Source organism: Erythrobacter alti, from assembly GCF_037996805.1.
Classification (GTDB): domain Bacteria; phylum Pseudomonadota; class Alphaproteobacteria; order Sphingomonadales; family Sphingomonadaceae; genus Alteraurantiacibacter; species Alteraurantiacibacter alti.
The window spans coordinates 95,200-118,515 of the sequence record NZ_JBBNAX010000001.1; the positions used below are offsets into that span (position 1 = coordinate 95,200).

Below are 23,316 nucleotides of genomic sequence, written 5' to 3' on the forward strand. Positions count from 1 at the left end.
CGGTGCGTCCTCACAAACGAGCATTCGCCATGACTTTCCCCGACCTTCCCACCAGCCTTGCGGCTGCCCTTGCCGAGCGCGACTATGATACGGCCACACCCGTTCAGGCAGAGGTTCTCCAGCCACAGGCCGCTGGCCGCGATCTCATTGTTTCCGCGCAGACCGGTTCGGGCAAGACCGTCGCATTTGGCCTCGCCATGGCCGACGCCTTGCTCGGCGAAGGCGACAAGGTGCCGTACTCGACATCGCCGCTCGCGTTGGTAATTGCACCGACCCGCGAACTTGCGCTGCAAGTCAGCCGGGAGCTTTCCTGGCTTTACAGCAAGGCGGGCGCACGCGTGGCCACTTGCGTTGGCGGCATGAATCCCTCGCAGGAACGCAAGGTGCTGAAGTCGGGCGCGACGATTGTTGTCGGCACGCCGGGGCGCCTGCGCGACCATCTCGAACGCGGCGCTCTCGACTTGTCTGGACTGGCCGCGGTCGTGCTCGATGAAGCCGACGAAATGCTCGACATGGGCTTCCGCGAAGAGCTTGAGGAAATCCTCGACGCCACGCCGGAAAGTCGCCGTACGCTGCTGTTCTCAGCAACCATGCCCAAGCCGATCGAGGCCCTTGCTCGCCGCTACCAGCGTGATGCCCTGCGCATTGCGACGATCAGCGAAGGCCGTGGCCATGGCGATATCGCCTATCAGGCGGTCACCGTATCTCCGCCAGAAATCGAGAACGCGGTCGTCAATCTGCTGCGTTTTCACGAGGCGGAAACCGCCATCCTGTTCTGCGCCACGCGGGAAAAGGTCCGCCATCTGCACGCCACCTTGCAGGAACGCGGCTTTGCGGTCGTCGCCCTGTCTGGCGAACACTCGCAGCAGGAACGCAACCAGGCTCTGCAAGCCTTGCGTGACAAGCGTGCACGGGTCTGTGTCGCTACCGATGTCGCCGCGCGCGGTATCGACCTTCCTACGCTCAGCCTCGTCGTTCATGTTGAGATACCGCGCGATGCGGAGACCTTGCAGCACCGTTCGGGCCGCACCGGACGCGCTGGCAGGAAAGGCACGGCGGTCCTGATCGTCCCCTTCTCCCGCCGCAAGCGCGTGGAATCGATGTTGCGCAGTGCGAAGATCAACGCCGATTGGACCGACGCGCCCGACCGCAAGGCCATCAAGGCGCAAGACCGGGAGCGTTTGCTCACGAAGCTGCTGGAACCGGTCGAGATTTCCGAAGGCGACCAGGAACTGGCCGACCGCCTGCTTGCCCAGCGCACCCCCGCAGAAATCGCAGCCATGCTGGTGCACGCGCACCGCGCCACACTGCCTGAGCCGGAAGAGCTGATCGCCAATACGCCAGAGGCGCGGCGCGAGGCCCAGAAAGAGCGTCATCGCCCCGGTTTCGAAGACACGGTCTGGTTCCGCATGGACATCGGCCGCCGACAGAACGCGGATCCGCGCTGGATCCTGCCATTGCTGTGCCGTCGCGGGCACATCACCCGCAACGAAATCGGTGCTATTCGTATCGGTCCCGCCGAAACTTACTTCCAGATCCCGCGCAATGTGGCGGACAAATTCGCTGACGCTGTTGCCCGCACAGCCGGATCGGACGGCGATGAAGAGGTGGTGACGATCGAAAGCTCGGCCAGCGGTCCGCCCGACGGACCACACGGCAAAGGCAATCGCCGCAACTCGCGCAGCAATGCCGACGGGCCGAGGGTCAGGCCGAAGCCGAGCGGCAAGAGGTTCGACAAGCCCAGAAAGCATGGCGGCAAGAAGCACGATGCCAAACCGCATGACGCGGGCGCAAAACCGCCGAAGAAGCACCGCAAGGGCGGCAAGCCGGCTGTCCGCAAACCACGCGGACCGGAGTGATCCCTCGCGTTCACCGGCAATGATCAGGACTTTGAGTCGGTCCGGGCGATCCTATCGATGATCGGGCATTCGGGCCGATCACCGCCATGGCACTTGCTGGCAAGGTCGAGCAGCGATGCGCGCATTGCGGCGAGTGCTTCAGCTTTTCGACCAAGCTCTTCGGCCTTCGCCAGCGCCAGCGCCTTCACATCGGCGCTGGTCCGGTGCTCATCGCCCCACAGCCCGAGCAGCTGGCGGATTTCCTCGACCGAGAAGCCGAGGTCGCGGGCGTTGGCGGCAAAATGCAAGCGGTTTACGTCGGCATCCGAATAGTCGCGATAGCCACTATCCCGCCGCGCTGGCGGCGGGATAAGGCTAATCTTCTCGTAATGCCGGATCATCCGTTCCGACACGCCGCTAGCTCGTGATGCGCTTCCGATATTCATAGCTTTGTCCTGTTCAGCCGCAGGGCATTGCCGACGACACTGACCGAAGACAGAGCCATCGCTCCGGCAGCAATGATCGGGGAAAGCAGAATCCCGAACGCGGGATACAGCACCCCTGCTGCGACCGGCACGCCCAATGCGTTGTAGATGAAGGCGAAGAACAGGTTCTGCCTGATGTTGGACATGGTTGCGCGGCTCAGCTTGATGGCTGTCACGATCCCCGTCAGATCGCCCTTCAGGAGCGTCACACCGGCACTTTCGAGCGCCACGTCGGTGCCAGAACCCATCGCGATGCCAACATCGGCTCCCGCGAGTGCAGGAGCATCGTTCACACCGTCACCCGCCATGGCGACCACATTGCCTTCGGCTTGCAGGCGGCCCACCACGGCGCTCTTGCGATCGGGCAGGACATCAGCCTCGACATTGTCGATACCCAACCGGTCGGCGACGGCCTTCGCGGTGGTAAAATTGTCCCCGGTCAGCATGATGATGCGGATGCCGGCCTCGTTTAGCGCAGCAAGGGCCGCAGGCGTGCTTGCCTTGACCGGATCGGCGACTGCAATGACCCCGGCGATAGCGCCATCTATCGCGACAAAGATCGCGGTCGCGCCTTCACTACGAAGTATCTCAGCCGCAGTCTCCAAGCCAGCCGTGGCAACGTCGATTTCGGCCATGAAGCGCGCATTGCCCAGAGCGATCCTGCGCCCGTCGACAATGCCTGTCGCACCCCTGCCGGTGGGCGCGTCGAAATCCCGAACATCCGGTATATCGATAGAGCGGTCCTCGGCAGCTTCGACGATGGCTTTTGCAAGCGGATGCTCGGCAGAGCGTTCGACAGCGGCTGCAAGGCGCAGGATGTCACCCTCTTCAAAGCCGTTCGCTGTGACAATCCGCGTCAGCGCAGGCTTGCCTTCGGTCAACGTGCCGGTCTTGTCGACCACCAGCGTATCGACCTTCTCGAGCCGTTCGAGAGCTGCTGCATCCTTAATCAGCACGCCCATCGAGGCACCGCGTCCGACACCGACCATGATCGACATCGGCGTCGCCAGTCCAAGCGCACAGGGACAGGCGATGATTAACACCGAAACGGCTGCAAGCAGGCCAAAGGTGAGGCGCGGCTCCGGCCCCCACAGCGACCATGCTGCGAATGCCGCGATTGCGACGATGAGAACCGCCGGCACAAACCAGCCAGCCACCTGGTCGGCAAGCCGCTGGATCGGCGCGCGCGAGCGTTGCGCGTCGGCAACCATTTGCACGATGCGTGACAGCATGGTGTCACGACCAACCGCCTCGGCGCGAATGACAAGGGCACCGGTCTGGTTGATTGTACCGCCGATGACCTTGTCACCCGCCTCCTTGGCGAGCGGCATGGATTCCCCGGTAACGAGCGCCTCGTCCAGCGTAGAGCGGCCATCTTCCACGAGACCGTCGACAGGCACCTTCTCACCCGGACGAACCCGCAACAGGTCGCCGACCATCACTTCTTCCAGTGGCACCTCGATATCGCCGCCGTCAGGATTCATGCGAAGCGCAGTCTTGGGGGCGAGGTCGAGCAAGGCGCGAATGGCACCCGATGTACGGTCGCGTGCACGCAGTTCCAGCACCTGCCCAAGCAATACCAGTACGATGATCACTGCCGCAGCCTCAAAATAGACCGGCATCAGCCCGCCATGACCCCTGAGTTCTGCGGGAAACAGTTGCGGCGCCATCAGCGCGACGACGCTGTAGGTCCAGGCGATCCCCGTCCCCATCGAGATCAGGGTGAACATGTTGAGGTTGCGGCTCTTCAGCGATGCCAGACCGCGCTGGAAGAACGGCAGGCCAGCCCACAGCACGACCGGCGTAGCCAAAGCGAATTGCAGCCACGCCGACAGCTCCATCGGGACGAGCCGTTGGATCGCTGGAAAAATGTGGCTGCCCATCTCGAGCACGAAAACCGGAAGCGCGAGCACCAGCCCGATCCAGAACCGGCGGGTCATGTCGATCAGTTCTTCATTCGGTCCGGCGTTGAGGTCGGGTATCTCGGGTTCGAGTGCCATGCCGCAAATCGGGCACGCGCCCGGATGGTCCTGCCGGATCTCGGGATGCATCGGACAGGTCCACATGGTGCCTTCGACTGCCTCGTCCGGTTCGGCGATAGTGTCAGCTTCAAGCCAGCGCGCGGGATCACCGACGAATTTGGTTCGGCACGATGCACTGCAGAAATGGTACTCTTGCCCGTCGTGCTGCGCGTTGTGCGAGGTTACGGAAGGGTCGACGGACATTCCGCAGACCGGGTCAACCGCATGAACCGCGTGATCGCGGTGGGAATGCGTGTGCGTACACATATGCGAATCATGGTTTGTCATCGGCTTTCTCCTTTGCCGACTGCACAAATGCACCTTAACACGATGTCAGGGTCAAGCGGTAATCTTTTGCCTCCACATCTGGGGTGCGGCTGGAACGAATTGGTTTCCTCACCGGCATCCGGATTGGTCGCGGCAAAACCGATCTTCGTCGCTGCTGTGCCGCTCCGGTCGCGCAATTAGCCGAACAGGTCGACGATCCGCCGACCTTGCCAGACAATCGTGAGAATGAGCTCCTGGGAACGCCGGATGGACTGGCGCTCCAACAATAACGGGCACCCACAATCGCCCATAAGAAGGAGCTTATCATGAATATGACTGCACTTGCTTCGGCGATCTTCGCCGCTTCGATATTGGTCATCGTCACCCCCGCCTATGCGCAGGATGACCAACCTTTCAACGGACCCTGGGTCGGCGCAACTGCCGGCTACGACACCTTCTCGTCCGGCGGTGACGAGGACGATTCGTCAGAAGATGGCATCGCCTATGGCATTGCGCTGGGATATGATGTGAACCTCGGCAATGTCGTGGTGGGCGTGGAAGCCGAACTGTCGGACAGCTCGGTAAGCGCTTCGGCGGCGGACGTGCTGGAAACCGGCGATCTGCTCACCTTGTCGGCCGGGCGAGACATCTATGCCGGCGTTCGTGTTGGTGTGCCGGTGACAGAATCGCTCATGGTCTATGCCAAGGGCGGCTATTCCAACCAACGATTTACCGCGACCTATTCGATGGATGATCTGGTCGAAGCCGAGAGCGGCAATACCGATGGTTGGCGCGTTGGCGGTGGCATCGAGTATGATCTCGGCCAGCCATTCGCCCGCCTCGAATATCGCTACTCCGACTACGGCTCGTTCTCCGACACCGACTTCGAAACCAGCCGTCACCAGGTCATGCTGACCGCAGGCTTGCGCTTCTGACGATCCCAACTCCCCGTCCAGACAGAAGCGCGCCCGCCCGGCCATTGTGCCGGGCGGGCACTTTTCCGTCTATCTGACGGGGCGTAGTACTGGGCCGCATTACTGGGAGGCAGGTGCCGGTCCAATCCGGCGCAGCACGTCCTTTACGTAGCTCGGACCGACCTGAACAATGGCGCCATCTCGCAGGACAAGGTTGAGACTGCCCTTCCCCGGACGCTCCAGCTTTTCGACCAGGCTGGGGCGCACGAACGCCGAACGGTGAACGCGCATCAGCGCCTCCGGATCGAGCTTTTCCTCAAGCGCGCTCATCGAAATGCGGTGCAGATAGCTGCGGGTCGCCGTGTGCAGCAGGACGTAGTCCTTGGCCGCTTCGATCCACTCGATGAGTTCGACATCGAGCCGAACTTGTCCATCGCGCACCGAAACCCAGATCTCGCGCAGATAGCGGCTGGTTTCGGCTACGACCTTTTCCCCCTGGGCGGCCGCGATACTGAGCCTGATGCGTCGCTGCGCGCGGACGATCGCCTGCTTGAGCCGGTCGAACCGCACCGGCTTCAACAAATAGTCTGCCGCATCGACTGAAAATGCGTCGGGCGCGAAATGTTCGAAGGCGGTCACGAAAACGATCTCGGGGCGATCTTCAGCGGGAAGATCGGCTGCAAGCGCCATTCCGCTGCGTCCCGGCATCTGGATATCAAGCAGGACAAGGTCCGGGTGCAGTTCAACTATAGCTTGTGAGGCCGCGCGCGCGTTGCAGGCATTCCCCACGACTTCGACACCATCAATGTCCGACAGGAAGCCCGCCAGCCGGTCTATCGCCAATTGCTCATCATCGACGATCAAGACCCGCATCATGCGACTATCCCAGAACCAGTGGCAAGCGGATCACGGCAGTGTATTTGCCGCCCCGTGATTGCGTCTCGAGCGTGCCGAGATCACCAAACAGTGCCTGCAACCGGTCGCGCACGTTGCGCAACCCGACCCCTGCACCGTGCGATGACGGCGGATGGCCGGGCGCGTCGTTGCGAACGGTGACTGCAAGGCGATCGGATTCCTGACGGACGTCAACGGCGATGGTCACCATGTCCTCGGTCGGCGCCACTCCGTATTTGATCGCGTTCTCGACCAGCGGCTGGAGCAGGAATTGCGGCATCAGTGCGTCGCGCAGCTCGGCGGGGCATTCCAGGTCGAACCCCAGACGGTCGCCAAAGCGGATGCGTTCGATCCCAAGATAGGCATCGACCGTTTCCAGTTCACCTTCCAGCGTTTGCGTGTTCTCCGGATCGGCGGCCAGCGTAGTGCGCAGGAATTCGGACAGCCGGGCGAGCATTTCCTCGGCGTCCCTGTTGCGTCCGGTCACGACAAGCGATGATATCGAATTGAGCGTGTTGAACAGGAAATGCGGGTTGAGCTGATACCGCAGCGCCGACAGCCGCGCCTGCTGCGCAAGTGAATTGGCATCGGCCAGCAGGCGCTCCTGCAAGGTCGCCTTCCGGTTGTGCGCGAGCAGGGCATACAACGCCCCGAGCAATCCGAAATGGGGGATGAAAACAGCAAAGTTGTTAGTCGCCCGGAAGACCAGCCCGCTCCCGAGCTGGCTGCCCGGCTGGATCGAAATAAACAGCTTTGCCGCGGCGAGATCGATCAGGGTGAGCACCGTTGCCGCGACCATAATGGCGAGGATTGCCTTTGGCACCTTCAAGCGCTTCTCGCTTTCGAAAACGCGCCAGACGAATACCATCAGGATCAGGGAAACCAGCGATCCGCCCAGCGCGATGGCGACAATCGACCACGCCATTTGCAGCGTCATCTCCTGCCCGGCGACGGCCATGGGAATGACGAACAGGATCGAACTGATGAACCAGACACCCAGCGTTATCGCAATGGCAAGCCGCCCTTCCCTGTCGCGGAAAGGCGCAAGGGGAGAAAGGTCAGTCAGCGAGCGCACTGTTCGCAGGGTCCCAGAATATAGCCAGCGCCATGGCGCCGATCGTAATCGTGCGCGAAAGTCCCTCGTCATTCCGCTGGCCAAGATAGATCACCGGCGAACCGTTTACCTCGACGGCTCCGACCGGTTGCCCGTATTGCTCGAATACATATCCGATGGGATTGGCCATTTCGATCGGCGATCCAACGAGTTTATGAACCGAGCGAATTTGCACCGTTTCACCGCCCAGCGCAATCTCTCCGCGGCGCTCGCGCCGGTTGAGCATTCCTCCCAGGCCGCTGCGTACCTCCTGCAATTCGAACCGCGCCGGCATTGATCGTCCCGCGGCCGTGAATTCGCAGCGATAGGCCATGCGCCTCGGCGTGAATTCCACGATCCCGAAATCGAGCACGCGCTCGCGCATCCGGCACTCTGCCTCGATGTTAGAACTGATGCCCGGCCCCTCGATCACGAAGCTCGAATGACCCGAATTGCGGATGAGAGTGTCGAAAAAAAAGGCAAGCCGTTCTTCGGATCGATCATAATTGCCAATGTAGGGACCGGTCCGGAACCGCCCGCTTCTCCAGCCGCCAATACCCTCCACCGGCATTCGGGCAGACTGATCGGCAAGCGATTGCGGTAGCCGCATTTGCGCGGGAGTGATGGCGGAACATGCACTTGCGAGCAATGCCAGGACGACAAGCGTGAATTTGCGCATTCGAGAGCTTCCTTCTGCGAACGAATATGCATTCAACTGCACGCAAATGCAGATGCGCTCTCTCGATACGCTGCCTAACCACGACACCCTGCACTTACGCGACAAAAACCGGAGATTTTGCGACCAATCAGGATGGCGACAGTGCCGGCCATGCTTTCGTATGCCTATCCAAGACACGCTTCCAATACCCCTCTTGTAAGAAGTTCGCCGAAGCCAGATTTATTGACTCCTATATCTCCATCCTTAGAGTGTTGATCTCAGGGGGCTAAATATCTTTCGCGCAATATAAGTAGAGGCGATCAATTCGGAATTTATAATTCGCACGCCTTGTTTCGGATCTTGCAAGCTCCCTGTCTAGCAATTCGGCGCTAATCCGGATTATTATCAGGGAGATACACATGAAAAGACTTATATTTACGATTGCCGCATTCGGCTGCGCTTCGCTTGCAGCACCTGCCCACGCGCAGGAATGGAGTGCCGAACAAAGCGAAGCCTGGACCTTCGTGTCTTCTGCTTGGGCCGAACACACAGATCCGGGGACCTGGCACGAAGATCTGGATCCTGCGGGATATGGCTGGAACAACCAATACCCGGTTCCGACTTCGCGCGATCAGATGGCTGCACGCACGAGAGTCTTCGGGTCCGAGGGAGAGGTCCTTTACTACAGGCTCGACCCGATCAAGATCACTGTCAGCGGCGATACTGCCATAGCCTACTACTTCGCCAACATCGTCGAGACGGACCATGAAGGCGAGCGCGATACCAGCGTCGAGCGCTGCGCGGACACGCTTGTCAAACGCAGTGGCGAATGGCGCTTCCTCGGATGGATGTGTGAATCGACGAGCGCAGGCTCGGACGACTGATCCGAATATTTGTATTGGTCCGTCAGACAGTCTCGCTGTCTGACGGACCGCTCAAGGCCGGATAGCTACACCCGGACAATTCGAGGCCACGGAAATATGACAGCGCAGCCCTGTATGGAGGGGAGCAAGAAGCTCCGCCTCTTCACCATCCTGATCCTCTATGTCGCCCAGGGAATTCCCATAGGGCTGTTCGATTTCGCGATACCGGCCTGGATGGCCGCAAACGGCGCTACCGGGGCTGAGATCGGTTATGTGATAGGCATGATCGGGCTTCCGTGGAGCCTCAAGTTCATCAACGGCTTCCTCATGGACCGGTATGCGTTTTTGCCCATGGGTCGGCGCAGGGCCTGGTTGATTGGCGCACAGGTCGCAATGGTAGCCGCGCTGCTGGCATGCGCTCTGCTTGATCCAGAACCGCGGGACGCGATCTTGCTTGGCCTGGTTGCATTTGCCGTAAATTCAGCGGTCGTTTTTCAAGACGTGGCCGCCGATGCATTAGCCGTCGACATGGTTGTCGACGAAGAGCGCGGTTTCGCTGGCGGGCTGATGTCGGGCGGACAGGCCTTAGGCATCTCGATCTCGGCTTCTGCCGCAAGCATCGTGATCTTCAATTTCGGGCCAGGTGCAGCCTTTACCGCATGCGCCGCGATCATGGCCTTCGTCACCGCCTATCTCATCTGGATCCGCGAACGACAGGGAGAAAAGCGTCTTCCGTGGAGTTCGGGGCAAGTTCATGATGCAAGCAGGCAATATCAGGCGCAAGCATGGTGGCCGCTAGTCAAGGAAGCGTTCCGGTTGCTTGTGCGACCCAACAGCCTTCAATTCGTCGCCGTCACTTTCATCATCGGTGCAGGATACGGCACGATGACTGTCGCCGTTCCGCTGATTGCTGCCAACTTTGCCGGATGGAACGAGGCACAGTTGGGTTCGGCAAACGGAATCGCGCAATTGTCTGCAGCGCTGGTGACAATTTCACTCGGCGGCTATCTGACCGCCCGCGTGGGAATGAAACGGTTCCAGATCATAACTCTGGCGATATTTGCAGGAGCAATCCTGCTTTTTGTTTCGCTCGAGGACCTTTGGTCATCCAGCGTCATGATGACGATTATCGTGATCGGCTGGACGGTGCTCTACTTCTTGCTCAGCGCCCCGCAAGCAGCGATCACCATGAACTTTTGCGACCCAAAAACCGGAGCCTCGCAATTCTCGATATACATGGCATTCTCGAACCAAGGCATAAGCTTTGCCGGCTTCACTTTCGCCATCGTCGAAGGCTTTGGAGGTGTTACCGGGGTGCTTACCGTCATGGCCGCAGGCATGTTGCTCGCTATGACCTTGGTGATATTTCTGAGGCTGCCGAACAGGTGTGATGGGCCAGTACACATCGAACGAGACCCCGTGCCTGTCTGATGTTGGCGGAAGTTCTCCTGCGTGCAACAGCACCGCAGCTTGGCGGCTACATGTCACAGCTATCGATTCTAAAGCACGTGCCAAGTGTCTGCAGCAGCTTGTTCGGCTAAGGTAGCGGGGGTGGGACTTGAACCCCTGGCACGCGGAATGTGAGCGGCGAAGCAGCCTGTAAGCTAACGACCCGAATACTTGGTGCACCTGCTGCTGTAGTTTCAGTGCCGTTGCAAGTGCCTAATGCGCTAAGTGAGCAGCGTAGGCGCGCGCATGATGAGCCTCGATTTCAACTTCAAGTTTCGCAAGCATTGCAAGTTCAACATATAGCACTTCGAATGTCTATCCGTTGATCGCTTCCGAGTCGTTTCAATCTCGGTAGCAAACAAAGATAGGTTACATCACAAGTATTTATCAATATTTCTTTTCCGGAACACATCAGGATTGTCTGTTATCAGATAATATGATCTGTCATACATAGATTGCGTTTCGTAACTTACGCCCTTGTTCAATTGTTTCGCTAAGCGTAGTTTTCTGTGATCCTTAAAGTTCCGCAGACCTTGGGGACGTGATCGACCTTGGATCGAGCACGCCGATAAAAATATGGGTCGCGTTTGGCGCGAACATTCTGTGGCCGGTCATCTTTTTAGCTTTGAAAGGATGATCTGATGAAAACTCTACGTATCGCAACCATTGCACTTGTGTCTGCAGGTATCACGCTGTCTCTACCGCTGGCGGCACAGGACCAAGATCCTGATGAGCAAAGTATTCTTGTCCAGCCGACCTCCGAAGAAGCGCGGTATGCTGCGCATGTTTCACAACAACTGGATGATGTCCTAGCTCGCTACAGCTTTGGGATCCGGAGGCAGGACGTTGGATTTGTGCGAGTGCAATTCATCACCAATGGTGCGGGCGTTGCAGAAGACCTGACCCTCATCGGGGACTCAGGTAGCAATCGTCTCGACAGAGCAGCTTTGTGGGCCATCTCAAGGTTGAGCGATATTTCACCTCCCCATATCGCAAACTCTGATCGCCAAGTGATTCAGGCAAATATTGTATTCGCCGCAAGGGGACGGCAGGCAGAACGCATATTCAGGCAACTGGAGCGCGCGGAAAGCGCTCGCATAGCTTTGGCGCGCGAGCGGGGTGAGCCCCCCGTCTTGGCGCTAAACCTGGGGGCGGCTGTCAACGCCCGTTAACCAGGCCTCACTAGTTCTGACGTCGTGAATTGCCATGCTGCGGATGGCTATCCACGGCGTCGGATCTCGCCTATTGTCAGTCGCCTTGAAGCGACCCATCATCCACTCTCATGTGTCCGATACCAATCGGGAAATGGTATCTGATCAGAGGGATAGGAGGCGCGATCAATCCTTGATCACTTACGCGCTCACCCAAGAATTGGACCAGTCGGATCCAGCAGAAGCAGGCGCTACCTCTCGTGGTCTCGAAGGGCTAAGCCCGCCTTCTAATGTTTTCCTGAAATTGGTAGCGGAGGAGGGACTTGAACCCCCGACACGCGGATTATGATTCCGCTGCTCTAACCACCTGAGCTACTCCGCCCCAAAAGGGAGTCCGTGCGGCGCGAAGCGGCACTGGACAGGCGGCGCATTTAGCAGGCGCGTGCGCGGGGTCAACCGCGAAAACGCCAGCTCTTGAGGTGTTCCCACGGTCCGCCGCGATAGGCGTGGAGAGCAAGACCGGCGAAGGCGAAATCGCGCGGCATGACCAGCGGCGCCAATTCGGCCTGCAGCGCCTTTGCTTCTTCGAGGCTGACCTTGTTCTGTATCGTCACGTGGAGGCGTGGCCGATGCTCGTCCTGCGGGGTAAGCAAGCCGTGGAACCTGTCTGCCAGGTCTTGCCACAGCGCAATCATGCCCTCGCTCTCCAGCTTCAGCGCGGTGCCCTTGCCGAGCTTCATGATGCCGAGCGACCGTGCGGGTACCGGCCCATGGTCGCGAGCAAGCGCAGCGCAGCAATCGCGCACCTCGCCTTCGCAGCTGGGCGGCAGCGCGTGGAACAGGGTGACGTGTGCTTCCAAGTAATTGCGTTCTGGCGGGAAATGCGCATTGCGCAGGCCCGTGGCCCAGCTGTGCAGATCATCGGGCAACATTGCCGTCAGGATCAGCGGCGCGGGACCGGAGCTTTCCTTCCCGATCACATTTCTCCGCGTTCGCGCCGCAGCGCAAACCAGCGTTCGACAGCGGCGTTGTGGCCCTCGATCGTCGCGTTGAACTCGTGCCCGCCCGAACCGTCGGCGACCATGAAGATCGCGTCGGTCTGTTCCGGATTGAGCACAGCTTCGATGCTTGCGCGGCCCGGATTGGTGATCGGTCCACGCGGCATTCCGACCATGGAATAGGTGTTGTAATCGTTGATCGCCTGGATTTCCGACTGGCGGATGCGACGGCCGAGCGGACGACCACGGGTGATCGGGTAAATGATAGTGGGATCGGCCTGCAGCATGATGCCCTGCCGGATGCGGTTGGAATAGAGCCCTGCGACCATGCGGCGCTCTTCCGGCACGCCGGTTTCTTTTTCGACGATGGAAGCGAGGATGACGGCTTCCTGCGGGCTGTTCACCACCGTTCGGTCCGAGCGGTTGGGCCACAGCTCGGCCAGCGTTTCGTCCATCGCACGCTGCATTCGGGCAAGTACTGCGATGCGTTCTTCGCCGCGTTCGTAATCATAGGTGTTGGGAAGGACCGAGCCTTCCTCCGGCACCGGAATCTCTCCGACCAGCAGTTCCTCCGCCATTAGCAGATCGTGCACGATGACCGATGGCGTCCCTTCGGGGACTGTCACGAAACGGCGGATAACGTCGCCGTGCTGGAAGGTGTCGAGGATTTTTGCGCTGCTCGCGCCCTTTGGCAGGAGGAATTCGCCAGCCTTGATCGGGTCGCTGCTGCCAAGGATCTTCGCACGCAGCAGGAAGCGATCGGCGGAGCCTATATGCCCCTCTTCCTCCAGTCCACGCGCGACACTCGTCAGGGTCGCGCCCGAAGGCACGATGAAGGAAGTTTCCTCCTCCACCTGCGACCCGGCGTACCAGCCCAGCGCGAACCAGCCGCCGATACCGGCGACCAGCAGCACGCCAAGCGCGACAAGGGTCGCGAGCAATTTCTTCATTTAATCGACCCGCTTCATCACCAGCGAAGCATTGGTGCCACCAAAGCCGAAGCTGTTGTTGAGAACCGCGTTCACTTCCCGCTTTTTCGCAGTGAGCGGAACGAGGTCTACGCCTTCGGTGCCGTCATCCGGATTGTGCAGGTTGAGAGTTGGCGGAACCACCTGGTCGCGAATGGCGAGGATGCAGAAGATTGCCTCCACCGCCCCGGCACCGCCGAGCAGGTGGCCGATGGCCGATTTGGTGCTGCTCATCGAAGCGCCACCAAGGTCATCGCCCAGCACACGGCGCACGGCCGCCAGTTCGATCGTATCGGCCATGGTCGAAGTGCCGTGGGCATTCACATAGTCGATGTCGGATGGTTCCATCCCTGCCTTGCGGATGGCCATGCGCATCGCATTTTCCGCGCCCAGCCCATCGGGGTGCGGCGCGGTCACGTGATAGGCATCGCCCGACAGGCCATAGCCAACCACCTCGGCATAGATTTTTGCACCACGTGCCTTGGCGTGCTCATATTCCTCGAGCACGACGACGCCTGCGCCTTCGCCCATCACAAAGCCTTCGCGGTCCTTGTCATAGGGACGGCTCGCTTCGGTCGGACGGTCGTTGAACGAGGTGTTCAATGCCCGCGCCTGGGCGAAACCGGCTATGCCGATCGGACAGATGGTCGATTCCGCGCCGCCAGCGAGCATGATGTCAGCATCGTCGTCGCGGATCATGCGCGCGGCATCGCCGATGGAGTGCGCCCCGGTGGAGCACGCGGTCACCACAGCGTGATTGGGACCCATCAGGCCATACTGGATCGAGACCTGGCCCGAAACGAGGTTGATAAGGCGTCCATGGACGAAGTGCGGCGATACGCGGCCCGGACCGCGGTTGGCGAGAGTGAGCGACTCGCTCTCGATCCCCGGAAGTCCGCCGATACCCGAACCGATAGAAACACCAGCGCGCTGCTTCATGGCGTCATCCATGTCGGTCAGGCCAGCGTCTTCCAGCGCTTGCCCGGCGGCATCGATGCCCAAAACAATGAACGGATCGACCTGCCGCTGGATCTTGTGATCCACCCGCTTGTTCGGGTCGAAGCCCCAGGGATGGTCAGCCGGTTTCACCTCGCCAGCGATGGTGCACTTCTGATCCGAGGCATCGAACTTGGTGATCGTACCGATACCGCTTTCAGCAGCGATCAGGTTCTTCCAACTTGTTTCAACGTCACCACCCAAAGGAGTGACAAGACCGAGGCCGGTTACGACTACGCGCCGCATATCTTATCTCCGCAATCAAGAAAGGCCCAGCCACGCGGCTGAGCCTTCCATCCCCGTCCACGTCCGGCGGGACCGTTCGCGAACAGGGCCAAGCCGGCGTTAGCCGGCGTTCTCTTCGATGTACTTGTTGGCGTCACCGACGGTGTTGATCTTTTCCGCAGCATCGTCCGGAATTTCAACGCCGAACTCCTCTTCGAAAGCCATGACCAGCTCGACAATGTCGAGGCTGTCCGCGCCCAGATCATCGATGAAGCTCGCGTCCGGTGCGACCTTGTCTTCCTCGACGCCAAGGTGCTCGACAACGATCTTCTTAACGCGCTCAGCAATATCGCTCATGTAATCCCTCTTCTTCCTGGGGGTGACTTGATGCTTTCGCCCTAATGAACGCGGCGGACAAGCGCAAGACCTCGTGATGGCGGAATATCAGACATGGTCGACAGGCCCTAACATCGTGTTGTGCCGATGAGCCCGCCTCAGGCACTCTGATTGAGATGAATTGAGGGCAACTTGCGATGAATGCAGGATACATATCTCGCACCGCGCATTGGTAGGTTAACAAACTGAAAAATGGAGTTTTCTTATGTCAGCCAATAGTGTTCTCAAGTCCCTTACAGATACCGCATTCGACTCGGTCGAAGGCTATCGCAAGGCAGCCGAGAAGGCAGATAACCCGCAGCTCAAGCAGGCCCTTCAGCAGCGTTGCCAGAAGCGTGAGCAGACCGTTGCCCAGATGAACGCTGAGATCCAGCGCCAGGGCGGCGAGCTGGTCACCAAGGGAACGATGACCGGTGAAGCGCATCAAATGTGGATGAGCATTGCCGACGCATTCGAAAACAGCGACGAAGCGGCTGCCGAGCGCGTCGAAGAAGGCGAAGATTATCTCAAGGGCAAGTTCGAAAGCGCTCTGGAAGATGACAGCCTCGACCCGCAGTCACGCAGCGTCGTGCAGCAGTGCTACGCCGAGATTTGCGAAGGCGAGCAGTTCGGTGACCAGATCGCCAAGCAGTTCGACTGATTATTGAATAACGCCGCAGCAATGCGACGTTTAGGGCGCGGCCTCTTCGGGAGCCGCGCCCTTTTCTATGTCCAGCGCCTATCCGTCATCGCGATCGGTGGCGTTGCTGTCCATGTCCGTCTTCTCGGCGTCAGGCGCGGCCTTGTGCGCTTCGAGTGCTTCCCCCGACAAACGGATATGAACGTCGCGCAATTGCCGCGCGCTCACGGCAGATGGAGCGCCCATCATCAAGTCTTGCGCCTTCTGGTTGAGCGGGAATGCGATCACTTCGCGTATGTTCGGCTCGTCGGCCAGCAGCATCACGATACGGTCGATACCCGGAGCCGATCCGCCATGAGGCGGCGCGCCGAGCTTGAACGCCTCGATCATGCCCGAGAAATTTTCGTCGACATCAGCCTTCGAATAGCCGGCAATCTCGAACGCCTTGTACATGATATCCGGGCGGTGGTTCCGGATGGCACCCGACGACAGCTCGTAGCCGTTGCAGACGATGTCGTACTGCCACGCCTTGATCTCGAGCGGGTCGGTGTTTTCGAGCGCTTCCATCTCGCCCTGCGGCATGGAGAAGGGGTTGTGGCTGAAATCGACCTTCTTGAGCTCTTCGTCATATTCGAACATCGGGAAGTCGACGATCCAGCAGAACTTGAAGCAGCCCTGCTCGATCAGTTCCAGCGTCTCGCCGACACGCGTGCGCGCTGCACCGGCCAGCTTGGCGGCGTCCTTTTCCTTGCCAGCGGCAAAGAACAGGCCGTCATTTTCACCCAGGCCCAGCTCGTCGTACAGCTTGGCCATTTCTTCAGGACCATGGTTCTTGGCGATGGGCCCACCGAACTCGCCGCCCTTGCGGGTGACATAGCCGAGGCCGGAGAAACCTTCCTTGCGCGCCCAGTCGTTCATCTCGTCGAAGAACTTGCGGCTCTTTTCATTGGTGTCGGGCGCAGGGATAACGCGCACCACGCCGCCACCGCCAACAATCTTCTCAAAAATGCCGAAGCCTGACTTCTCGAAGTGATGCGTCACGTCGCTGATGATCAGCGGGTTGCGCAAATCGGGCTTGTCGGTGCCGTATTTGAGCATGGTCTCGGCATAAGGAATGCGCGGGAATTCGCCTGCCGGAGTGACCGACTTGCCATCTGCAAATTCCTCGAACACGCCTGCGAGCACAGGCTCGATTGCCTGGAAAACGTCTTCCTGCGTGACGAAGCTCATTTCGAAGTCGAGCTGGTAGAATTCGGGCGAGCGGTCGGCGCGCAGATCCTCGTCGCGGAAGCACGGGGCGATCTGGAAGTAGCGGTCGAAGCCCGCCACCATCAGCAGCTGCTTGAACATCTGCGGAGCCTGCGGCAGCGCGTAGAAGCGACCCGGATGCAGGCGACTGGGTACGAGATAGTCGCGCGCGCCTTCAGGGCTGGACGCGCCGAGGATCGGCGTCTGGAATTCGCTGAAGCCCTGGTCGGTCATGCGGCGGCGCAGGCTAGTGATCACCCGGTTACGCAGCATGATGTTCGCGTGCACCCGCTCGCGCCGCAGGTCGACAAAGCGGTATTTGAGGCGCGTTTCCTCGGGATAATCTTCTGCCGAGTTCACGATCAGCGGCAATTCGTCGGCATGGCTCTGCACATTGACCGAGCGAGCGAACACTTCGATCGCGCCAGTCGGCAGATTCGGATTGACCGCTTCCGCATCGCGCGCTTTCACTTCGCCATCGATGGTGATGACGCTTTCCAGCCGCAGCGAATCGAGCAGCTCCAGCGCCGGCGAATCCTCGTCCGCCACGATCTGCGTGATGCCGTAATGGTCGCGCAAATCGACGAACAGCACGCCGCCATGGTCGCGCTTGCGGTGGATCCAGCCGGACAGGCGGACGCTTTCGCCGACATCGGACTGGGATAGCTGTGCGCAGTTGTGGGTACGGTAGGCGTGCATGAGGACTCTTTCCATTTCGGAGGCTATGGCGCTAAGGGCGCGTCGGCGCGCCGCACAGGGCCTTTGCTTTATGCGCGCGCTAACAGGGTATGCACGGCACTTTGTCAAGATTTACGGGCTGATCCGCAAATTGGGGCAAGGCAAGTGCGCAGGTCGGTGAACCGGCCACAACAGAAAAGACTTTTATGCAAATCCATCCCCTTATCACTGATACCGAAGAACTTGCCGAGCTGTGTGAACGGCTCGCGCAGCATGATTTCGTGTGCGTCGACACCGAATTCATGCGCGAGAATACATATTATCCGCTGCTATGCCTGGTGCAGGTCGGCAATGAAGAAGAGGCTGCGGCAATCGACCCGCTGGCCGATGGCATCGACCTCACCCCGCTGCTAGACCTCATGTGCGAGAATGACGAGGTGTTGAAGATTTTCCATGCCGGCGGGCAGGATGTGGAAATCGTCTATAACCTCACCGGCAAGACGCCCTTCCCCATCTTCGACACGCAGATCGCGATGATGGCGATCAGCCAGTCCGAACAGATCGGATATGCCAATCTGGTCGAAAGCTGGCTCAACAAGACCATCGACAAGGGTGCGCGCTTTACCGACTGGAGCCGCCGCCCGTTGACCGAACGGCAGATCGAATATGCCATCGGCGACGTGACCTATCTCGCCAAGATCTTCCCCAAGATCCTCAAGAAATTGATCAAGACCGATCGCGGCCACTGGCTCAATGCGGAGATGGAAAAGCTGGCGGACCCGTCCAACTACGCCAATGATCTCGATCAGGCGTGGCGACGTATTCGCGCTTCGGGCCGTAATCCGGCGGTGCTCGGTCGGCTGAAAGCGCTGGCCGCCTGGCGCGAGAGTGAAGCGCAGGACAAGGATATTCCGCGCGGGCGCATCATTCGCGACGAAACGCTCGCCGACATTGCCAGCCATCCTCCCAAGCAGCAGGCCGATCTCGCCAAGGTGCGCGGTCTGTCAAATGCGTGGAAGGAGAACGAGATCGGCAAGCGCCTGATGCGCGTCATCAAGAATGCCGAACCGCTCCCGGCCGAGGAAATGCCGACCAAGGCCAAGCGCGGCGCTCCGCTGGGCAAGGAAGGCGCGCTGGTGGCCGATCTGCTCAAGCTGCTACTCAAGATCCGTGCCCGCGAGATCGATGTCGCAAGCCGCCTGCTGACCAAGTCTGACGAGCTGGAGGCGCTGGCTGCGGGCGTTCGCAAATTGCCGATCCTCGAAGGCTGGCGTTTCGAAACCTTTGGCAAGGATGCGCTCGACCTGGTCGAAGGCAAGCTGGCATTCGCGGTCGAGAAAGGGCGTCTGAAGATGACCCATATCGACGATGTGAAGGCAGAGGCCGAAACAATTGACGCTGCTGCTGTAGACCCGTCAAGCGAAGCAACGACTGCGAAAAGCTAGACCGGCGATGTCGACCTACCTGCCCACGATCAAGCAGTTGCAATATCTTGTCGCGCTGCACGAGCACGAGCATTTCGGGCGTGCGGCGGAAGCATCCTTCGTGTCGCAATCCACACTGTCGGCAGGCATCCGCGAGCTTGAATCCCTGCTCGGCGTGACATTGGTTGAGCGCAGCCGCCGCGTGGTGCGCTTTACCCCGCTCGGCAACAGCGTGGTCGCAAAGGCGCACCGTGTTTTGCGCGAAGCCGAGGAACTGGCCGAACTGGTGCAGGCCGCTGGCAAGCCGCTATCGGGCGAACTGCGCATGAGCGTGATCCCGACAATCGCGCCCTTCCTGCTGCCGCGCATCCTGCCGCGCCTGCGCAAGGAGCGTCCGCAACTCAAGCTGTTCCTGCGCGAGGAAACTTCGGACCACGCTATCGAGTCGCTTCACCACGGGCGCGCCGACTGCGTGCTGCTCGCCCTGCCCTTCGCTACGGGCGAGGTGGAGGCGGAAGTGATTGCAGAGGACAATCTCTACGTTGCCTTCCCGAAGGATGATCCGCGTGATCCTCCCGCCGAAATTCCACCGGCGATGATCGATGAAGGGCGCTTGTTGCTGCTAGAGGACGGTCATTGCCTCAAGGAACATGCGCTCGCCGCCTGCAACCGCCCCGAAATGCGCGCGAGCGCCACGATGATCGGCACCAGCCTTCACACGCTGGTGCAAATGGTCGACAATGGCCTCGGCCTCACGATGCTGCCCAAGATGGCGATCGATGCGGGAATTCTGAAGAACACCGATGTCGTTGCTCGCCCTCTCAAAGGTCGCAATACTTCGCGGGAAATCGCGCTTGTCTGGCGCACCAATTCACCCCGCTCGGACGAATTCCGGCTGCTGGCAGACGAGTTGCGGGCGGGCTGACGATCTCGCTATCATGGCGAGGTTTGCCATGTTACGAGCTGTCCACGCGGTGCTTATGCCGTAAGTTCAGGAAGATTTTCATGAAGACAATCGGATATGCTGCACGCGACACCAGCGGCACGCTTGCGCCCTTTACCTTCGATCGCCGCGACAATCTGGCAGCCAACGATGTCGTTATCGAAATCCTCTATTGCGGCATTTGCCATTCCGATCTTCATTTTGCGCGGGACGATTGGGGGATGACCCAATATCCGGTCGTGCCAGGCCATGAAATCGTCGGTCGGGTGACTGCGACCGGCTCCGGAGTTTCCAAGCACAAGGAAGGCGACATTGTCGCCGTCGGCTGCATGGTCGACAGCTGCCAGACCTGCGACCAGTGCGGCGCAGGGGACGAGCAGTTCTGCCGCGAGGGCATGACGATGACCTACGGCTCGCCCAGTCCTGATGCCGAGGGTGTCACGCATGGCGGTTTTTCCAAGCACATTGTCGTGCGCGAGGAGTTCGTCCTTTCGGTTCCCGGATCGCTCGATCCGGCAAAGGCCGCGCCGCTCCTTTGCGCAGGGATCACGACCTATTCGCCGCTCAAGGCAGCAGGCGTGAAGGAAGGAAGCCGCGTCGCGGTCGCAGGGCTTGGCGGACTCGGCCACATGGCTGTTAAAATAGCTTCAGCGATGGGCGCGCATGTCACCGTGCTGTCGCGTACTCCCGACAAGCAGAAGGACGCCGCCGATCTGGGGGCCGACGCCTTCCTGCTCACTTCAGACGAAGCGGCGATGGAAAAAGCGACGGGCGGTTTCGATATCATTATCGACACCATCCCGGTCGCGCACGACATCAATCCCTACATCCCGTTGCTCGATATCGGTGGCGAAATTGCCATCGTCGGCCAAATCGGTCCGCTGGAAGAACCTAACGCCGCGCTTCTGATTTTTGGCCGCAAGAAAGTGACCGGCTCCTTCATCGGCGGCATCGCCGAAACGCAGGAAATGCTCGATTTCTGTGCCGAAAAGCAATGCATGCCCGATATCGAGATGATCCGCATGGACGAAATCAATACAGCTTTCGACCGGCTCGAAAAATCGGATGTACGCTATCGCTTCGTGATCGACATGGATTCGCTTGCAATGGCCGACGCCTAGCGCGCCTCAATCCATGTGCTTGAGGCCGACCCGCAAATAGTCCCAACCGGTAATCACCGTCAGGATGGCCGCGGCCCACAGCGTTATCAGACCGACCGTGTGCGGCACGTTGTGGGAGATACCGCCCGCGAGCACGTTCCAGTCCGGCAGGCCCTGGCCGAGGATCAACGACCCTAGCGCGACAAGCTGGAACGTCGTCTTCCACTTGGCCAGCTTGCTGACAGGCATGCTGACCTGCAGGCCACCCAGGAATTCGCGCAAACCTGACACCGCAATCTCGCGGATCAGGATGATCAGCCCGGCGATCACGTGCATGTCGCCGACATAAGGTCCGCGAAGAACGCCCATTGCGGTCAACACGAGGATAACCGTCGCGACCATGATCTTGTCGGCGATGGGATCGAGAAATATCCCCAGCTTGCTGACCGCGCCGCTCGAGCGTGCGAGCATTCCGTCGAAATAATCGGTGATACCCATCGCGCAGTACAAGGCGAATGCGAACAAGTATCCCAGCTCCCAACCCGGCCACCAGAGCAGGAAGGCTAGCAGCGGCAATGTAAGGATGCGAGACAGGGTGAGGATGTTGGGCAAGGTCCACATGGCATTCCTCCTAGCGGTTTAATCCTTCGGGAAAAAGCTTGGCCTATGCGGAAGATTGGCGATAAGCCGGGTCACAACTGCCCGCGGGCGAGAAAAAAGGCAGAACCAGCCGCCATCATGTTCACATCGACACACCTGCTGAAGCAGCGTCGTTTCCTGCCGTTGTTCGTCACCCAGTTGCTGAACGCGTTCAACGACAATCTCTACAAGACCACCATGGTGCTTTTCGTTGTCTATGCGGTGTATAACTCGCCTGACACGGAAACCATTTTTTCAGGCGTCGCCTCGTTCGTTTTCATCCTGCCGTTCTTCCTGCTGTCCGCAATTGCCGGACAGTTGGCGGACATGCGGGACAAGGCCGCGATAATCAGGGCTGTGAAAGCGGCAGAGATCGCGATCATGACAGTAGGGGCGTTCGGGCTTTTCCTTGCGTGGCGCGGGATTGCGGTGGACGTGTTCGCCATCCCGCTGCTGATGCTCGCCCTGTTCGCGATGGGTGTGCATTCGACATTTTTCGGGCCGATCAAATATGCGATTCTCCCGCAACATTTGGAAAAGGATGAGGTGCTGGCGGGTACAGGTCTGGTCGAGGCGGGGACCTACCTTGCTATCATGGCCGGAACGATCCTTGCCGGGTTCCTCGCACAAAGAGTCGAAATCGCAGCGCTTGCGGTAATGGGTTTTGCGATCATCGGCTACTTCACCAGCCGGCATGTCCCGCCCGCCCCGCCGATGGGCGAGCTGCCCGAGAAGGTGGATTTCAATCCCTTCACTTCGTCCTATCGACTGGTCCGCGATGTCTCGCACAATCGCGAAGTGTTCTTCGCCATCCTCGCGATCAGCTTCTTCTGGACGATCGGCTCGGTGCTCTTCATCCAGTTTCCTCCGCTGGCCAAGAACGTGCTGTTCGCCGACCCTGCCGTGGCGAGCCTGTTCCTCGTGTTCTTCTCCATCGGAGTGGCCATCGGTTCCGTCGCGGTGAACCTGCTGCTGAAAGGTCGCGTTTCGGCGCGCTATTCTCCCGTATCGGTGCTCGCGATGGGGGCGATGGTAGTGGTCTTCTATTTCGTCTGCCGCGCATGGAACGCTATGGTGATCGACGAGGAACTAATGGGGATCAGCGCCTTCCTGTCCTATCCGCTCGCTTGGGCAGTCCTGTCCAGCCTGTTGCTGATCGCCATATTCGGCGGGATGTTCGTCGTGCCGCTCTATGCATTTCTGACGACCAAGGTTCCGGCCAACCAGGCAAGCCGCGCAGTGGCGGCGAACAATATCGTCAATTCGGGCGCAATGGTGATGGGCGCAGTGTTCGCGCTCGGCCTGAGCGCGATCGGTATACCGCTGGCGGAGCAATTGCTACTGAGCGCGGCAATGTGTCTGGTGTCAGCCTGGTTGGGCCTGGCGCTCTATCGCGCCGAGCAAAGCGCGCCCGAGGCTGCCGAAGCAGCGCCAAGCGCCGCCGAGTAG

General features: G+C 59.8%; 21 protein-coding genes and 1 tRNA gene. 10 read left to right on the forward strand and 12 right to left on the reverse strand.

All coding sequences use genetic code 11. The annotated features are described in order from the left end of the window. The first annotated feature begins 29 nt into the window (after positions 1 to 29). Positions 30 to 1,859: a DEAD/DEAH box helicase gene (locus AAC850_RS00420; RefSeq protein ID WP_340586266.1), complete on the forward strand. Its 1,830-nt coding sequence runs from the start codon at positions 30 to 32 to the stop codon at positions 1,857 to 1,859. 23 nt (positions 1,860 to 1,882) lie between these two features. Here AAC850_RS00420 and cueR read toward each other — a convergent pair whose 3' ends face one another. Together cueR and AAC850_RS00430 are read right to left on the reverse strand one after the other, a co-directional pair. Beyond that, on the reverse strand, positions 1,883 to 2,284 hold the full coding sequence (cueR, locus tag AAC850_RS00425) for a Cu(I)-responsive transcriptional regulator (RefSeq protein ID WP_340586269.1): 402 nt from the start codon (positions 2,282 to 2,284) through the stop codon (positions 1,883 to 1,885). Then, a complete protein-coding gene (locus AAC850_RS00430) occupies positions 2,281 to 4,611 on the reverse strand; it encodes a heavy metal translocating P-type ATPase (protein WP_340587215.1) in 2,331 nt (776 codons plus the stop codon). Before AAC850_RS00430 ends, cueR begins: the two co-directional genes overlap by 4 nt. A 326-nt stretch (positions 4,612 to 4,937) precedes the next feature. On the opposite strand from AAC850_RS00430, the gene AAC850_RS00435 reads away from it, so the two are divergent. Then, positions 4,938 to 5,546, forward strand: coding sequence for an outer membrane protein (locus AAC850_RS00435; protein ID WP_340586272.1), 609 nt, complete (start codon positions 4,938 to 4,940; stop codon positions 5,544 to 5,546). Between the two features lie 99 nt (positions 5,547 to 5,645). On the opposite strand, the gene AAC850_RS00440 is transcribed toward AAC850_RS00435, so the two are convergent. From AAC850_RS00440 to AAC850_RS00450, 3 genes are read right to left on the reverse strand one after another with little or no spacing between them, the layout of a single operon-like run. Next, on the reverse strand, positions 5,646 to 6,401 hold the full coding sequence (locus AAC850_RS00440) for a LytR/AlgR family response regulator transcription factor (protein WP_340586274.1): 756 nt from the start codon (positions 6,399 to 6,401) through the stop codon (positions 5,646 to 5,648). Between the two features lie 4 nt (positions 6,402 to 6,405). After that, on the reverse strand, positions 6,406 to 7,494 hold the full coding sequence (locus AAC850_RS00445; RefSeq protein WP_340586277.1) for a sensor histidine kinase: 1,089 nt from the start codon (positions 7,492 to 7,494) through the stop codon (positions 6,406 to 6,408). Beyond that, a complete protein-coding gene (locus tag AAC850_RS00450; protein ID WP_340586281.1) occupies positions 7,478 to 8,191 on the reverse strand; it encodes a VV20781 family protein in 714 nt (237 codons plus the stop codon). Before AAC850_RS00450 ends, AAC850_RS00445 begins: the two co-directional genes overlap by 17 nt. A gap of 398 nt (positions 8,192 to 8,589) precedes the next feature. Between AAC850_RS00450 and AAC850_RS00455 the strand changes: the two genes are divergently transcribed. The 3 genes from AAC850_RS00455 (at position 8,590) to AAC850_RS00465 (ending at position 11,654) form a co-directional block, all read left to right on the forward strand. Then, positions 8,590 to 9,054 carry a nuclear transport factor 2 family protein gene (locus AAC850_RS00455; protein ID WP_340586284.1) on the forward strand — a complete coding sequence of 155 codons (465 nt, stop codon included), beginning with the start codon at positions 8,590 to 8,592 and terminating at the stop codon, positions 9,052 to 9,054. Between the two features lie 96 nt (positions 9,055 to 9,150). Beyond that, positions 9,151 to 10,464, forward strand: coding sequence for an MFS transporter (locus AAC850_RS00460; protein ID WP_340586287.1), 1,314 nt, complete (start codon positions 9,151 to 9,153; stop codon positions 10,462 to 10,464). 659 nt (positions 10,465 to 11,123) lie between these two features. Further along, positions 11,124 to 11,654 carry an energy transducer TonB family protein gene (locus AAC850_RS00465; RefSeq protein WP_340586289.1) on the forward strand — a complete coding sequence of 177 codons (531 nt, stop codon included), beginning with the start codon at positions 11,124 to 11,126 and terminating at the stop codon, positions 11,652 to 11,654. 284 nt (positions 11,655 to 11,938) lie between these two features. Here AAC850_RS00465 and AAC850_RS00470 read toward each other — a convergent pair. The 5 genes from AAC850_RS00470 to AAC850_RS00490 form a co-directional block, all read right to left on the reverse strand. Further along, a tRNA-Met gene (locus AAC850_RS00470) sits at positions 11,939 to 12,015 on the reverse strand. 70 nt (positions 12,016 to 12,085) lie between these two features. Next, the gene (locus tag AAC850_RS00475) at positions 12,086 to 12,565 is read right to left on the reverse strand and encodes a 2'-5' RNA ligase family protein (RefSeq protein WP_340587216.1); all 480 of its coding nucleotides are present in this window, start codon (positions 12,563 to 12,565) and stop codon (positions 12,086 to 12,088) included. Positions 12,566 to 12,609: 44 nt separating this feature from the next. Continuing rightward, entirely contained in the window at positions 12,610 to 13,581 is a 972-nt protein-coding gene (gene mltG, locus AAC850_RS00480; protein ID WP_340586293.1) for an endolytic transglycosylase MltG, read from the reverse strand. Continuing rightward, positions 13,582 to 14,841, reverse strand: coding sequence for a beta-ketoacyl-ACP synthase II (gene fabF / locus AAC850_RS00485; protein ID WP_340586296.1), 1,260 nt, complete (start codon positions 14,839 to 14,841; stop codon positions 13,582 to 13,584). Positions 14,842 to 14,940: 99 nt separating this feature from the next. After that, positions 14,941 to 15,177 (reverse strand): acyl carrier protein, encoded by a 237-nt coding sequence (locus tag AAC850_RS00490; RefSeq protein ID WP_340586297.1) that lies wholly within the window; start codon positions 15,175 to 15,177, stop codon positions 14,941 to 14,943. 244 nt (positions 15,178 to 15,421) lie between these two features. Here AAC850_RS00490 and AAC850_RS00495 point away from each other — a divergent pair, with 244 nt between their 5' ends. Further along, positions 15,422 to 15,856: a ferritin-like domain-containing protein gene (locus AAC850_RS00495; RefSeq protein WP_340586300.1), complete on the forward strand. Its 435-nt coding sequence runs from the start codon at positions 15,422 to 15,424 to the stop codon at positions 15,854 to 15,856. Between the two features lie 78 nt (positions 15,857 to 15,934). Here AAC850_RS00495 and aspS read toward each other — a convergent pair whose 3' ends face one another. Next, positions 15,935 to 17,782, reverse strand: coding sequence for an aspartate--tRNA ligase (gene aspS, locus AAC850_RS00500; RefSeq protein WP_340586303.1), 1,848 nt, complete (start codon positions 17,780 to 17,782; stop codon positions 15,935 to 15,937). Between the two features lie 185 nt (positions 17,783 to 17,967). Here aspS and rnd point away from each other — a divergent pair, with 185 nt between their 5' ends. The 3 genes from rnd (at position 17,968) to AAC850_RS00515 (ending at position 21,249) form a co-directional block, all read left to right on the forward strand. Further along, complete coding sequence (gene rnd / locus AAC850_RS00505) at positions 17,968 to 19,206, forward strand: ribonuclease D (RefSeq protein WP_340586306.1); 1,239 nt, start codon at positions 17,968 to 17,970, stop codon at positions 19,204 to 19,206. Between the two features lie 7 nt (positions 19,207 to 19,213). Next, a complete protein-coding gene (locus AAC850_RS00510; RefSeq protein WP_340586309.1) occupies positions 19,214 to 20,110 on the forward strand; it encodes a hydrogen peroxide-inducible genes activator in 897 nt (298 codons plus the stop codon). Between the two features lie 80 nt (positions 20,111 to 20,190). Next, complete coding sequence (locus AAC850_RS00515; RefSeq protein ID WP_340586312.1) at positions 20,191 to 21,249, forward strand: NAD(P)-dependent alcohol dehydrogenase; 1,059 nt, start codon at positions 20,191 to 20,193, stop codon at positions 21,247 to 21,249. Between the two features lie 6 nt (positions 21,250 to 21,255). Here the strand turns inward: AAC850_RS00515 and pgsA are convergent, their stop codons facing one another. Beyond that, positions 21,256 to 21,849 carry a CDP-diacylglycerol--glycerol-3-phosphate 3-phosphatidyltransferase gene (gene pgsA / locus AAC850_RS00520; protein ID WP_340586315.1) on the reverse strand — a complete coding sequence of 198 codons (594 nt, stop codon included), beginning with the start codon at positions 21,847 to 21,849 and terminating at the stop codon, positions 21,256 to 21,258. A 117-nt stretch (positions 21,850 to 21,966) separates the two neighbouring features. On the opposite strand from pgsA, the gene AAC850_RS00525 reads away from it, so the two are divergent. After that, positions 21,967 to 23,316 (forward strand): MFS transporter, encoded by a 1,350-nt coding sequence (locus tag AAC850_RS00525; RefSeq protein ID WP_340586316.1) that lies wholly within the window; start codon positions 21,967 to 21,969, stop codon positions 23,314 to 23,316.

Bases quoted from the DNA above. Each gene is read 5' to 3' on its own strand.
- cueR (WP_340586269.1), bottom strand. From the start codon at position 2,284: ATGAATATCGGAAGCGCATCACGAGCTAGCGGCGTGTCGGAACGGATG.
- AAC850_RS00525 (WP_340586316.1), top strand. From the start codon at position 21,967: ATGTTCACATCGACACACCTGCTGAAGCAGCGTCGTTTCCTGCCGTTG.
- AAC850_RS00435 (WP_340586272.1), top strand. From the start codon at position 4,938: ATGAATATGACTGCACTTGCTTCGGCGATCTTCGCCGCTTCGATATTG.
- AAC850_RS00460 (WP_340586287.1), top strand. From the start codon at position 9,151: ATGACAGCGCAGCCCTGTATGGAGGGGAGCAAGAAGCTCCGCCTCTTC.
- AAC850_RS00465 (WP_340586289.1), top strand. From the start codon at position 11,124: ATGAAAACTCTACGTATCGCAACCATTGCACTTGTGTCTGCAGGTATC.
- AAC850_RS00420 (WP_340586266.1), top strand. From the start codon at position 30: ATGACTTTCCCCGACCTTCCCACCAGCCTTGCGGCTGCCCTTGCCGAG.
- AAC850_RS00515 (WP_340586312.1), top strand. From the start codon at position 20,191: ATGAAGACAATCGGATATGCTGCACGCGACACCAGCGGCACGCTTGCG.
- AAC850_RS00440 (WP_340586274.1), bottom strand. From the start codon at position 6,401: ATGATGCGGGTCTTGATCGTCGATGATGAGCAATTGGCGATAGACCGG.
- fabF (WP_340586296.1), bottom strand. From the start codon at position 14,841: ATGCGGCGCGTAGTCGTAACCGGCCTCGGTCTTGTCACTCCTTTGGGT.
- AAC850_RS00450 (WP_340586281.1), bottom strand. From the start codon at position 8,191: ATGCGCAAATTCACGCTTGTCGTCCTGGCATTGCTCGCAAGTGCATGT.
- AAC850_RS00510 (WP_340586309.1), top strand. From the start codon at position 19,214: ATGTCGACCTACCTGCCCACGATCAAGCAGTTGCAATATCTTGTCGCG.
- AAC850_RS00490 (WP_340586297.1), bottom strand. From the start codon at position 15,177: ATGAGCGATATTGCTGAGCGCGTTAAGAAGATCGTTGTCGAGCACCTT.
- AAC850_RS00455 (WP_340586284.1), top strand. From the start codon at position 8,590: ATGAAAAGACTTATATTTACGATTGCCGCATTCGGCTGCGCTTCGCTT.
- AAC850_RS00475 (WP_340587216.1), bottom strand. From the start codon at position 12,565: ATGTTGCCCGATGATCTGCACAGCTGGGCCACGGGCCTGCGCAATGCG.
- AAC850_RS00430 (WP_340587215.1), bottom strand. From the start codon at position 4,611: ATGTGTACGCACACGCATTCCCACCGCGATCACGCGGTTCATGCGGTT.
- AAC850_RS00495 (WP_340586300.1), top strand. From the start codon at position 15,422: ATGTCAGCCAATAGTGTTCTCAAGTCCCTTACAGATACCGCATTCGAC.
- rnd (WP_340586306.1), top strand. From the start codon at position 17,968: ATGCAAATCCATCCCCTTATCACTGATACCGAAGAACTTGCCGAGCTG.
- pgsA (WP_340586315.1), bottom strand. From the start codon at position 21,849: ATGTGGACCTTGCCCAACATCCTCACCCTGTCTCGCATCCTTACATTG.
- aspS (WP_340586303.1), bottom strand. From the start codon at position 17,782: ATGCACGCCTACCGTACCCACAACTGCGCACAGCTATCCCAGTCCGAT.
- mltG (WP_340586293.1), bottom strand. From the start codon at position 13,581: ATGAAGAAATTGCTCGCGACCCTTGTCGCGCTTGGCGTGCTGCTGGTC.